The sequence below is a fragment of the Leclercia adecarboxylata genome, assembly GCF_006171285.1.
Taxonomy (GTDB): Bacteria; Pseudomonadota; Gammaproteobacteria; order Enterobacterales; family Enterobacteriaceae; genus Enterobacter; species Enterobacter barmai.
In genome coordinates this window covers 2972895-2985626 of sequence record NZ_CP040889.1, presented here as the reverse complement: position 1 = coordinate 2985626, position 12732 = coordinate 2972895, and the positions used below count along the sequence as shown (strand labels likewise).

Genomic DNA, 12732 nt, shown 5'->3' with positions numbered 1-12732 from the left:
TATCCTCTTCTCTTTTGGCATCTTTGCCACACTGGTAAACTAAACCACTTTTTTTGTGTCAGGCTGCCGATCAGCCTGTTCCACTCTTCGAAATGGAACCGTAACAACATGCGTACTAGCCAATATCTGCTCTCCACTCTGAAGGAGACACCTGCCGACGCCGAGGTGATCAGCCACCAGCTGATGCTGCGCGCCGGGATGATCCGCAAGCTGGCCTCCGGGTTATACACCTGGCTGCCGACCGGCGTGCGCGTCCTGAAAAAAGTCGAAAACATCGTGCGTGAAGAGATGAACAACGCCGGTGCTATCGAGGTGTTAATGCCGGTAGTTCAGCCTTCTGAGCTATGGCAGGAGAGTGGACGCTGGGAGCAGTATGGTCCGGAACTGCTGCGTATTGCCGATCGTGGCGATCGTCCCTTCGTTCTTGGCCCAACGCATGAAGAAGTCATCACCGATCTGATCCGTAACGAGCTGAGCTCCTACAAACAGTTGCCGCTCAACTTCTTCCAGATCCAGACCAAGTTCCGTGACGAAGTTCGCCCACGCTTTGGCGTTATGCGCTCTCGCGAATTCCTGATGAAAGATGCGTACTCTTTCCATACTTCTCAGGAGTCTCTGCAGGAGACTTACGACAAGATGTACGAAGCGTACAGCAAAATCTTCTCCCGTATGGGTCTGGATTTCCGCGCTGTGCAGGCTGATACCGGTTCTATCGGCGGTAGCGCATCCCATGAATTCCAGGTGCTGGCACAGAGTGGTGAAGACGATGTGATCTTCTCTGACTCCTCAGACTACGCTGCGAACATTGAGTTTGCTGAAGCACTGGCGCCAAAAGCGCCGCGCGCTGCTGCAACCGAAGAGATGAAGCTGGTTGATACGCCAAACGCGAAAACCATCGCCGAGCTGGTTGAGCAGTTCAACCTGCCGATCGAAAAAACGGTCAAAACCCTGCTGGTGAAATCGACCGAAGGCAGCGCATACCCGCTGGTTGCCCTGCTGGTACGTGGCGATCACGAGCTGAACGAAGTGAAAGCAGAGAAGCTGCCACAGGTTGCCAGCCCGTTAACCTTCGCAACGGAAGCGGAAATCCGTGCCGTCGTGAACGCCGGTCCTGGCTCCCTGGGCCCGGTGAATATGCCAGTTCCTGTCGTTATTGACCGCACTGTTGCCGCGATGAGCGACTTCTCCGCAGGCGCGAACATCGATGGTAAACACTACTTCGGTATTAACTGGGATCGCGATGCCGCGACCCCAGAAGTGGCGGATATTCGTAACGTGGTAGCAGGCGACCCAAGCCCGGACGGCAAGGGTACCCTGATGATCAAACGCGGTATTGAGGTCGGTCATATCTTCCAGCTGGGTGATAAATACTCCCGCGCCATGAACGCTGCCGTTCAGGGTGAAGATGGTCGCAATCAGGTTCTGACCATGGGCTGCTACGGTATTGGGGTAACGCGTGTGGTTGCTGCCGCTATCGAGCAGAACTACGACGAGCGTGGCATCGTCTGGCCGGACAACATTGCACCGTTCCAGGTCGCGATCCTGCCGATGAACATGCACAAGTCCTACCGCGTTCAGGAGCTGGCGGAAAAACTGTACAGCGAGCTGCGTGCGCAGGGTATCGAAGTGCTGATGGACGATCGTAAAGAGCGTCCAGGCGTGATGTTTGCTGATATGGAACTGATCGGTATTCCACACACCGTGGTCATCGGCGATCGTAACCTCGACAACGACGAGATCGAGTACAAATATCGTCGTAACGGCGAGAAGCAGATGATTAAAACCGGTGACGTACTGGATTACCTAGTAAAAGCCATCAAGGCATAAGCCACAAAAAACCCCGCTGATGCGGGGTTTTTTATTTCAGCTATTTGCTGTCGCAATTTTTGCCTGCTTCAAAGCGGGCGTCGCTGTCCGGTACCAGCGTTTTGACTCGCTCGCCGCTGTCCGGGTTAGCCTCAAGGGTAAAATGCCCGTCGACGGTGAGCAGCACCGGTTTGGTATCACTCCCGCGCGCCGCCGCGTAATCCCGTTCCAGCTGGGCGTTATTCGCCACGCTCACCTTTTTGCCGGTGGCGCAATCGGTAAAGATCGCCGCATCAGCCATATAGAAGTACATGCCGCGCATCGCCATCGGCGTTGCCGGCAGTGCAGCGGTTACCGGTGCCAGGGTGTAGTTAAACTGTGATTCTATGGGATTGCCCTGGATGTCGAGCATCTCCAGCCCTTCGCCTTTGGCGCGGAAATAGCGCTTTTCGCCCTTCGTATCCGTCAGCACCAGCTTATCGGCCGTTCGCGCCCAGGTGCCGTAGCTGGCAAAAGAAGAAGGCGCTTTTGCCCCCTGATAATGTTGATTCATTACCCAGGTACCGTCTTTTTCCAGGAACAGTGAGGTCTCAATACCTTCGCAGTCGGCGCAGGGTAAAACGCCCCGCCAGCTCTGCTGCATCGGTTTTAACGCCTCTTCGTGGGTCGGCTCAAGAACCTGCATCTCTGCACGGTTATGACACCCCATCAGGACGAACAGCGCGCTGGCTGCCACCACTGAAAATATCACTGTTTTCACTTTAGATTCCTTATCTCAACCACCCGTTAATCCTGAGGGCGTCGAACTTTGCCACGCAGTGCTTTGACGGTCGATTTTTGTGATTTCGAAGCCAGACGGCGCTCTTTCGATGCACGTGTCGGGCGGGTTGCCCGACGGCTTTTTTGCACTGCCGTTAACTCCTGTATGACCGCCACCAGCCGGGCAAGCGCGGCTTCCCGATTCATCTCCTGGCTGCGGTACTCCTGCGCCTTGATGATAATCACGCCGTCACTGGTGATCAGATGATGGCTGGCGGCGAGCAGGCGTTCTTTGTAATACTCTGGCAGGCTGGAGGCCCGAATGTCAAAGCGCAGATGAATAGCCGTTGAGGTTTTATTCACATGCTGGCCCCCGGCTCCCTGAGCGCGGATCGCGGTGATCTCGACTTCATGATCGGGAAGGCTGACGCTTCGGGACAGGACAATCATGACCGGGACTGCCAGGCTTCCGGATGAATTTCCAGATTATTCTCAGCATCCGACAACCAGATGGCGCCATCCTGAATCGTCGCCTGTAAATTCATGGTTCTTCCGGCAAAGGCACTCAGGTTAGCGAGCTGTTCATCATCCAGGTACCAGACGGACAGGTTGTCGAACTGGGCACACTTATTCTTGTTCTGCTGCCACCAGATCTCCGCTGCGCGGCTGTTGTAGGTAAAGAGCGCCACCTCAGCAGACTGGGTGCAGGCTTTCTTAATGCGACGTTCATCCGGCAGGCCCAGCTCAATCCACAGATCGATGCCCAGATGATCGTTGAGTAGCCAGGCTTCCGGCTCGTCTTCCGCGCTTAATCCACGGGTAAACTGCAGACGCTCATTGGCATACTTAATCCATGCCAGCAGGCGCAGCATCATGCGCTCCTGCGTTTCGGAGGGATGACGCGCCAGCGTCAATGTCGCATCCAGAAACTGATTGCGGTCTAAATCCGCTACATTGACCGCGGCTTTGTAAATTGTCGCTTTAAGCGCCATGAGAGAACTCCTTTCGAATCAGGTGCGCATTGTAGCGAAATCTCCGCCAAAAGGCTGTTACAGGCTTAAGAATGTCTCTGACATCAACCTGCTGATATTGCTTAAATGAGTATGGTATAGTCACCTTGCTAAACCGGGTTTATCTTCGTAGGCTTAAAGGTATCTCACAGTAAAGTCAGTGCGCTGGCAGGAGGGGATGTGAATAATTATTGTGAGCTAATTCGCAAACGGTATGCGGAAATTGCCAGCGGCGATGTGGGGTATGTCCCCGATGCGTTGGGCTGTGTATTGAAAGTTCTGAATGAAATGGCGTCGGATGACACGCTTTCAGAATCGGTCAGAGAAAAAGCAGCATATGCTGCTGCGAATTTACTGGTGAGCGATTATGTCAATGAATGATACATACCAACCAATTAACTGCGATGACTACGACAATCTCGAGCTCGCCTGCCAGCATCACCTGCTTCTGACGCTGGCGTTAAAAGATGGCGAAGTGCTGAAGGCAAAGGCTAACGATCTGGTTTCCCGAAAGAATGTGGAGTATCTGGTCGTGGAAGACGGTGGCGCAACGCGCGAACTGCGTCTCGATAAAATTGCCAGCTTTAGCCATCCCGAAATCGGCACCGTTGTGGTGAGCGAGTCCTGATCCTGTGTAACGGGCAGCCTGCTGCCCGTTACGTTTCCCATTCCAGCTGTACGCCCTGCTCCCCTTCAGCCGCCCCTTCCCGCGTTACAAACACACCTGCAGCAGCCACCAGCGTTTCACCGTAAAACAGCAATGGCGTGGTATCCCGACGCCAGGGCGCAACGTTAAGTTCCTGCCAGATTTTTTTGATCTTTCGACCACCGTTTCGCCCGACGATGTGCAGCGTGCCGCTGGCGCCAAAGCGCACCGTCACCGGCTCATCCGGGTGCGGCAGACGGAGATTGCCGCCTGCGCTGAGGAAAAGCCTACCCAGCCCTTCCGGCAGGCACAGCGACTGGTGAACAGAGGGCCAGTCGATAACGCGCTCAGCCAGAGAGGGATGGTATTTCACCCACCACAGCTCTCCCCGAAAGCGCCTGATTTCACCTTCGCCAGAACGCAGTCGCGGTGTTGCATCTTCCCGGGCCAGCGCCACCTCATCCCAGAGACGAGTAAGCATGGCGCGCGACGGCATTAACGCCCCGTGAAGAGCCAGCCATCTGCGCAGAAGCGCAGCCCGACGCACCGCGCTCATCGTCTGCAGCGGTGCGATAGCCAGCGCCCCGTCTTTCGAAACCAATGTCATTAGCTCGCCTGCCAGCAGCTCATCCAGCAACTGCTCCTGCTCGGCGCACAACGTGGCGCTGCGAGACGTGGCCTCTGCAAAATGCGGCCAGCGCTCTGCCAGCAGCGGCAGGACGCGCAGGCGCAAAAAATTGCGGTCGTAGCTGTCGTCCTGGTTGCTTTCGTCCTCAATCCAGCGCAGATCCCAGCGCTGCGCCCAGGCCTGCAGCGATTCACGCGTCTCGCCGAGAAGGGGACGGATCTGTTCGGTATCGGCAAAACGCGCCCGTGCGGGCATGGCAGAGAGCCCTGCCGGGCCGCTGCCGCGCTTCAGGGCCAGCAGGAAGGTCTCACACTGATCGTCGAGATGTTGCGCCGTCACCAGCGCTTCGCCCGGCAGAAGGGCATCAGTAAAGGCGGCATAACGCGCTTTACGCGCCTGCGCCTCGAGCCCCAGCCCCTCTTCTGCCAGCGTCACCCGGACCACGATCAGCGGGATATTCCATTCATGGCAGAGATGCTGGCAATGAGCGACCCAGCTGTCGGCGTGCGGGCTCAGACCGTGATGAATATGGATAGCGCGCAGCTCGAGGCCGGGCTCCTGCTCACGCCAGAGCTTGAGCTGATGCAGCATTACCGTGGAATCCAGGCCACCGCTAAATCCCACCAGCAGTCGGCGGTAAGGGTGAAGGGCTCGCTGAAGTTCGGTTGTGGTCATCGTCGTCATTTATACAGAAAGGTGCCCGGCACGTTACCGGGCATTCCCTGGCGAGGCAAGCGTTACTGCTGATAGAGCTCCAGCGGCAGGCCATCAGGATCGTTGAAAAAGGTGAAGCGCTTCCCGGTGAAGGGATCGATACGGATGGCTTCACACTTAACGCCGTGGGATTGAAGGTGTTCTACCGCCCTGTCGATGTCATCCACGCTGAACGCCAGGTGGCGTAAACCGCAGGCTTCAGGCCGGGATGGACGCGCCGGCGGGAAAGGGAACGAAAACAGCTCAATGACATACTGACCATTCAGCGCCAGGTCACCCTTCCAGGAATCACGCTCTTCACGATAAAACTCGCTCTGCAGGGTGAAACCCAGCGTATCGCAGTAAAACGCCTTACTGACGGCGTAGTCGGTGGCAATAATTGCAATGTGATGAACCTGCTTTAAACCCAGCATAGCCTCTCCTTATTGGTGTGCCTGAACGTTATATCCGAATCCCAGTGCCGCGCAAGGGGTCATGGCGCTTTTAAGACCCGTACCCTATAGATGCCGTTTTCATCCCGTCTGGCGCCGTGGATATCGGTTTCGAAGCCTGGATAGTGACGGCCAATCGAGCAGAGCATGAGCAGGAAATCGAGCACCGCCCTGCTCTTCTCGGTGATCATCTCGCCGGGCATCAGCAGCGGCACGCCGGGGGGATAAGGCAGGATCATATTGGCCGAGACCCGCCCGACCAGATCCTCCAGATCGACCGTTTCCACTTCTCCTTTCACCTGACGCTGCCAGGCATGGTGCGGGGTGAGCTTCATCTCCGGCAGGACATCAAACGCCTGTAGCATTAGCCGCGGCAGATCGTGCTGACGAATAAGCTTGTGGATCCCTTTGGCCAGATCCTGAATGCGCATGTTGCGGTAAAAATCAGGATCCTCGGCATAGAGATCCGGCAGCATGTTCCTGACCCGCAAATTAAGATCGTAGGCGCGCTTAAACTCCATCAGCCCGCGCAGCAATCCCATCGCCCGGGTTTTGTCGATGCCGATACTGAACAGGAACAGCAGGTTATACGGCCCGGTTTTTTCGACCACCACGCCGCGCTCATCGAGGAATTTAGCTACCAGCGCCGCCGGGATCCCCTCTTCGCTCATTTCCCCCTGCTCGTCCATTCCCGGCGTCAGGATGGTGACTTTGACCGGATCGAGGAACATATGATCCGCATCGGCATCGCGAAAGCCATGCCAGCTCTCGCCCGGTGCGACAGGCCAGCATTCGGCTTCATCAATCTCGTCCGGCTGCCAGATATCGAAGAACCAGCCGTCGGCCTCATCCTTTAGACGCTGGACCTCTTTACGGAAATGCAGCGCGCGCTCAACGGAGCGGTTTATCAGGCGCTTACCGGGATTGCCGCGCAGCATCGCCGCGGCGGTTTCAATCGAGGCCACCAGCGGATAGCTGGGTGATGTGGTGGTGTGCATCATAAAGGCTTCGTTGAAGGTATCTTCGTCGTACTCACCTTTAATGTGGATCAGCGAAGCCTGAGAAAACGCCGCCAGCATTTTGTGCGTAGACTGGGTTTCAAAGAACACTTTTCCCGGCAGACGCTCACCGCTCATTCCGCTTTTACCGGCATAGATCGGATGGAAATTGGTATAGGGCACCCACGCCGAATCGAAATGGATTGAAGGCACATCCAGGGTCTGTTTCACCCAGTTAGTGTTATACAGCAGGCCGTCGTAGGTGGAGTTGGTGATCACCGCATGCACCGGCCAACTTGCTCCAGGGACTGCAGCCACTTTGCGTTCAATGGCGGCATGGGAAAATTCCCGGCGCGGGATCCCGCCCAGAATGCCCAAAGCATTTCTCGTGGGCGACAGCCAGAGCGGAACGACATCGCTCATCATCAGCAGGTGCGCCAGAGATTTGTGGCAGTTGCGATCGATAAGCAGAGTGCTGCCATCGGGGGCGGCGTACATGCCGACGATCTTGTTCGATGTCGAGGTGCCGTTGGTCACCATGTAGCTCTGCTCGGCACCAAAAGTACGGGCAATATACTCTTCGGCCTCGAGATGCGGACCGGTATGATCCAGCAGCGATCCCAGCTCCGTCACCGAGATCGACACATCCGCTTTCAGGGTGTTCCCGCCAAAGAAATCATAGAACAGGCAGCCCACCGGGCTTTTCTGATAAGCCGTCCCTGCCATGTGCCCCGGCGTACAGAAGGTATACTTGCCCTCTTTCACATAGGTGAAAAGCGCGCGGGTAAACGGCGGGGTGATGGTATCCAGGTATTCGCCGGTGTATTGCTGAATGCGGCTAGCAATATCCTCTGCAATCCCCAGGGAATACTCAAAGAACCACAGCGCCATCCGCATATCATGGGCGCTGACGTCCATCGTGGAGTGGGTATTGATAAAGGCGTACAGCGGCAGGTATTCGTTGAGCTGGTTGATGTCGCTGCATAATTCCAGATCGTACTCGTCCCAGTCGAAAATGACGCCGCAGATACGGGGGTTATGTTCGATAAACTTCAGTAGGTCGGCGCTGTTCTGCGGCCAGATAAGTTGAAACCCGCGCGATGCCAGCGCCTGCTCCAGCTCCTTGATGGGTTCGTCTTTATAAAAGACGCCGTGCGGCCCCATAATGGCAATGATGTTCACGGTTTACCTCCTTGAAAAACATTAGCTAAGCATAGTTGAGGTAAACAACGGGTATAAAAAAAGCCGCAACACTGTGCGGCTTTTAAGATTATTGCGTAGCTTATGCGTAGCCGTAGCTCATCAGACGCTGATAACGACGGTTCAGCAGATCTTCTTTGCTCAGCACGTCGAGGTCTGCGAGGTCAGCCAGCAGCTGCGCCTTCAGGGACGCGGCCATAACTTCCGGCTTACGATGCGCGCCACCCAGCGGTTCCGGGATAACGGTATCGATCAGCTTCAGCTCTTTCAGGCGCGGGGCGATAATGCCCATCGCTTCCGCAGCCAGCGGCGCTTTGTCGGCGCTTTTCCACAGAATGGACGCGCAACCTTCCGGAGAGATAACGGAATAGGTGCTGTACTGCAGCATATTCACTTTATCGCCCACGCCAATCGCCAGCGCACCACCGGAGCCACCTTCACCGATAACGGTACAGATAACCGGTACACTCAGACGCGACATTTCACGCAGGTTGCGGGCAATGGCTTCAGACTGGCCGCGCTCTTCAGCGCCCACGCCCGGGTAAGCACCTGGGGTGTCGATAAAGGTGATAATCGGCATGTTGAAACGCTCGGCCATCTCCATCAGACGCAGGGCTTTACGGTAGCCTTCTGGTGCTGGCATACCGAAGTTGCGGCGAATTTTTTCTTTAGTTTCGCGCCCTTTCTGGTGGCCAATGATCATCACCGGACGACCGTCGAGACGAGCAATACCGCCAACGATAGCTTTATCGTCAGCGTATGCGCGGTCACCTGCCAGTTCGTCGAATTCATCAAACGCCAGGCGGACATAATCCAGGGTGTACGGACGCTGAGGATGGCGAGCCAGTTGGGCTACCTGCCATGCGCCGAGATCGGCAAAGATTTTGCGCGTCAGTTCTACGCTTTTTTCACGCAGACGATGCACTTCTTCGTCGATGTTAATATCCAGTTTTTCATCCTGACGGCCCACGGCAGTCAGAGAATCGATTTTCGCTTCCAGCTCTGCAATCGGCTGTTCGAAATCAAGGAAATTCAGACTCATAGTATTCCTGTATTAGTCAAACTCCAGTTCCACCTGCTCCGAACCAATGAGGCCACGGAGATCGTTAAGTAAACGATCGCTCGGAGAGACACGCCACGACGCACCAAAGCGCAACCGTGCACGCGCATCCGCCCTCTGATAGTAGAGATGTACTGGAATGGTCCCCGAGCGGTGGGGTTCCAGAGACTGACGGAGTCGGTTTAAAAGCTGGTCATCAATTTGCCTGTCCGTCAGCGAGATAGCAAGCCCGCGAGCATATTTTTCCCGGGCTTCGTCAATGTCCATCACTTCGCGGGCGGTCATTTTAAGCCCCCCGCTGAAGTCATCAAAGCTGACCTGTCCGCTGACGATAAGTATGCGGTCTTTTTCCAGCAACTGCTGATATTTATCCAGAGCGTCGGTGAATAACATCACCTCCAGCCGCCCGGAACGGTCATCCAGCGTACAGATGCCGATACGATTGCCGCGCTTGGTGACCATAACCCTCGCGGCAATGACGAGCCCCGCAGCCGTGGTAATCTTACCACGTTCTGTCGGATGCATGTCTTTCAGCCGGTAGCCTCCGACATAGCGCTCAATTTCTTTAATGTACTGATTGATCGGGTGCCCGGTCAGGTAAAGACCCAGAGTTTCGCGCTCGCCATCCAGCACCGTCTGTTCCGGCCACGGCTGACAGCTGGCATACGACTGTTCAATCTGCTCCGGCTCTTCGGCCAGCACGCCGAACATATCAGCCTGACCAATGGCTTCGGCTTTTGAGTGCTGGTCGGCGGCCTTCAGCGCATCGGCCAGCGAGTTCATCAGCGCCGCGCGATGCGGCCCGAGACGGTCAAACGCCCCGGACATAATCAGCTTTTCCAGCACCCGGCGGTTAAGCTTTTTGATATCGGTGCGGGCGCACAGGTCAAACAGCTCGCGGAAATAGCCGCCCTGATTACGGGCTTCGATGATGGCTTCAATCGGGCCTTCACCCACGCCTTTAATCGCGCCGATACCGTAAACGATCTCGCCGTCATCATTGACGTGGAAATGGTACTGCCCGGAGTTGATGTCCGGCGGCAGGATTTTCAGCCCCATGCGCCAGCACTCGTCCACCAGACCGACCACCTTCTCGGTGTTGTCCATATCGGCGGTCATCACCGCGGCCATAAACTCTGCCGGGTAGTGCGCCTTCAACCACAGCGTTTGATAGGAGACCAGCGCGTAGGCTGCGGAGTGTGACTTGTTGAACCCGTATCCGGCGAATTTCTCTACCAGATCGAAGATTTTCATCGCCAGTTCGCCGTCAACGCCGTTTTTCTTCGCCCCTTCTTCGAAGGTGCCGCGCTGCTTGGCCATCTCTTCCGGCTTTTTCTTACCCATCGCACGACGCAGCATGTCCGCGCCGCCCAGGGTGTAGCCAGAGAGCACCTGGGCAATCTGCATAACCTGTTCCTGATACAGGATGATGCCGTAGGTCGGCTCCAGTACCGGTTTCAGGCTTTCGTGCTGCCACTGCACATCCGGATAGGAGAGCTCTTCACGGCCGTGCTTACGGTCAATAAAGTTATCTACCATCCCTGACTGCAGCGGCCCCGGACGGAACAGTGCCACAAGGGCGATCATATCTTCGAAGCAGTCAGGCTGCAGGCGCTTGATCAGATCTTTCATGCCGCGGGATTCAAGCTGGAAGACCGCCGTGGTCTCCGAGCGCTGCAGCATATCAAAGCTTTTCTTGTCATCCAGCGGGATCGCGGCGATATCAATCGGCTCCAGGCCCTGTTTGGCCCGGCGCGGGTTGATCATCTTCAGCGCCCAGTCGATGATGGTGAGCGTACGCAGGCCGAGGAAGTCAAACTTCACCAGACCCGCGTATTCCACGTCGTTCTTGTCGAACTGGGTGACCGGGTGCGAGCCGGTTTCGTCGCAGTAGAGCGGCGCAAAGTCGGTGATTTTGGTCGGGGCAATAACCACGCCACCGGCGTGTTTACCGGCGTTACGGGTGACCCCTTCCAGCTTGCGCGCCATGTCGATCAGCGCTTTGACCTCTTCGTCCGCCTCGTAGATCTCCGGCAGCTGCGGTTCCGCTTCGAACGCTTTCGCCAGGGTCATGCCCGGATCGGGTGGCACCAGCTTCGAGATGCGATCGACAAAGCCGTACGGATGCCCCAGTACGCGGCCCACGTCGCGGATAACCGCTTTTGCCGCCATGGTACCAAAGGTAATGATCTGCGATACCGCGTCACGACCGTACATGTCCGCCACGTGTTCAATAACCTGGTCGCGTTTCTCCATACAGAAGTCAACGTCGAAGTCAGGCATCGAGACACGTTCCGGGTTCAGGAAGCGTTCGAACAGGAGGTCAAATTCCAGCGGATCGAGATCGGTAATTTTCAGCGCATAGGCCACCAGCGAGCCGGCACCGGAACCACGGCCCGGTCCTACCGGCACGCCGTTATCCTTCGACCACTGGATAAACTCCATAACGATCAGGAAGTAGCCGGGGAACCCCATCTGGTTGATCACCTGGAGTTCAATATCCAGACGTTCATCATATTCCGGGCGCTTCTCGGCGCGAACGGCCGGATCCGGGAAGAGGAATTCAAGACGCTCTTCCAGACCCTCTTTCGATTTCATGACCAGGAAGTCTTCGGTGGTCATGTCGCCGGTCGGGAACTGCGGCAGGAAGTATTCGCCCAGACGGACGGTGACGTTACAGCGTTTCGCGATCTCTACGCTGTTCTCCAGCGCTTCCGGGATATCGGAAAACAGCTCGCACATCTCCTCTTCGCTGCGCATATATTGCTGCGGCGAATAGTTGCGCGGACGTTTCGGATCGTCGAGGGTAAAGCCATCGTGGATTGCGACGCGAATTTCATGGGCGTCAAAATCGTCGGCATTGATGAAGCGCACGTCGTTGGACGCCACAACGGGCAACCCTTGCTCCTCTGCAAGCGCCACCGCGGCGTGCAGATAGTTTTCTTCATCCGGACGGCCGGTGCGGATCAGCTCCAGATAGAAGCGATCCGGGAAGTACTCTTTATAAAAATCGACGCACTGCTCCACCAGCGCGGTGTTGCCGCGCAACAGACATCTGCCGATGTCGCCCATCCGGCCACCGGAGATAAGCAGCAACCCTTCATTCAGCTCCGCCAGCCACTCGCGATCGATCCATGGGCCCTGCGGGCCGTAGCCCCGCTGATAGGCACGGGAGATCAGCAGCGTCAGGTTCTGGTAGCCGGTGTTATTCATCGCCAGGACGGTGATTTGCGTCATTTCATCGGCGAGCAGTTCGCTCTGAAGGTGAAAATCGGCACCAATCACCGGCTTCATTCCTGCGCCGTGCGCCGTTCCGTAGAACTTCACCAGACCGCACAGGTTAGTGAAGTCGGTGATCGCCAGCGCAGGCATGCCAAGCGCGGCCGCCTTTTTCACCAGCGGCCCGGTTTTCGCCAGCCCATCAATCATGGAATAGTCGCTGTGCACCCGCAGGTGTACGAAACGTGGTTCAGCCATCTT

The 12732-nt window shown here is 56.4% G+C and carries 11 protein-coding genes; 3 read left to right on the top strand and 8 right to left on the bottom strand.

Annotation, left to right across the window (positions count from 1 at the left end; genetic code table 11):
* The first annotated feature begins 108 nt into the window (after positions 1-108).
* Entirely contained in the window at positions 109-1827 is a 1719-nt protein-coding gene (gene proS, locus FHN83_RS15985) for a proline--tRNA ligase (RefSeq protein ID WP_039030289.1), read from the top strand.
* 40 nt (positions 1828-1867) lie between these two features.
* On the opposite strand, the gene nlpE is transcribed toward proS, so the two are convergent.
* The 3 genes from nlpE to FHN83_RS15970 are packed head-to-tail and all read right to left on the bottom strand — an operon-like array spanning position 1868 to position 3557.
* Positions 1868-2566 (bottom strand): envelope stress response activation lipoprotein NlpE, encoded by a 699-nt coding sequence (gene nlpE, locus FHN83_RS15980; RefSeq protein ID WP_139564363.1) that lies wholly within the window; start codon positions 2564-2566, stop codon positions 1868-1870.
* Between the two features lie 26 nt (positions 2567-2592).
* On the bottom strand, positions 2593-3015 hold the full coding sequence (arfB, locus tag FHN83_RS15975; protein WP_039030291.1) for an alternative ribosome rescue aminoacyl-tRNA hydrolase ArfB: 423 nt from the start codon (positions 3013-3015) through the stop codon (positions 2593-2595).
* Entirely contained in the window at positions 3012-3557 is a 546-nt protein-coding gene (locus tag FHN83_RS15970; protein ID WP_139564362.1) for a YaeQ family protein, read from the bottom strand. The genes arfB and FHN83_RS15970 overlap by 4 nt, the downstream gene beginning before the upstream one ends.
* Positions 3558-3755: 198 nt before the next feature.
* Here FHN83_RS15970 and FHN83_RS15965 point away from each other — a divergent pair, with 198 nt between their 5' ends.
* Both FHN83_RS15965 and rof read left to right on the top strand, forming a co-directional pair.
* Positions 3756-3956 carry a YaeP family protein gene (locus FHN83_RS15965; RefSeq protein ID WP_139564361.1) on the top strand — a complete coding sequence of 67 codons (201 nt, stop codon included), beginning with the start codon at positions 3756-3758 and terminating at the stop codon, positions 3954-3956.
* The gene (gene rof / locus FHN83_RS15960) at positions 3943-4203 is read left to right on the top strand and encodes a Rho-binding antiterminator (protein WP_039030294.1); all 261 of its coding nucleotides are present in this window, start codon (positions 3943-3945) and stop codon (positions 4201-4203) included. Before FHN83_RS15965 ends, rof begins: the two co-directional genes overlap by 14 nt.
* 28 nt (positions 4204-4231) lie before the next feature.
* On the opposite strand, the gene tilS is transcribed toward rof, so the two are convergent.
* The 5 genes from tilS to dnaE form a co-directional block, all read right to left on the bottom strand.
* A complete protein-coding gene (gene tilS / locus FHN83_RS15955) occupies positions 4232-5524 on the bottom strand; it encodes a tRNA lysidine(34) synthetase TilS (RefSeq protein ID WP_139564360.1) in 1293 nt (430 codons plus the stop codon).
* 62 nt (positions 5525-5586) lie between these two features.
* Positions 5587-5976 carry a VOC family protein gene (locus tag FHN83_RS15950; RefSeq protein ID WP_039030296.1) on the bottom strand — a complete coding sequence of 130 codons (390 nt, stop codon included), beginning with the start codon at positions 5974-5976 and terminating at the stop codon, positions 5587-5589.
* 59 nt (positions 5977-6035) lie between these two features.
* Entirely contained in the window at positions 6036-8174 is a 2139-nt protein-coding gene (locus FHN83_RS15945; RefSeq protein ID WP_139564359.1) for a lysine decarboxylase LdcC, read from the bottom strand.
* A gap of 100 nt (positions 8175-8274) precedes the next feature.
* A complete protein-coding gene (accA, locus tag FHN83_RS15940; RefSeq protein WP_039030298.1) occupies positions 8275-9234 on the bottom strand; it encodes an acetyl-CoA carboxylase carboxyl transferase subunit alpha in 960 nt (319 codons plus the stop codon).
* Between the two features lie 12 nt (positions 9235-9246).
* Positions 9247-12729 carry a DNA polymerase III subunit alpha gene (dnaE, locus tag FHN83_RS15935; RefSeq protein WP_139564358.1) on the bottom strand — a complete coding sequence of 1161 codons (3483 nt, stop codon included), beginning with the start codon at positions 12727-12729 and terminating at the stop codon, positions 9247-9249.
* Between the last annotated feature and the right edge of the window lie 3 nt (positions 12730-12732).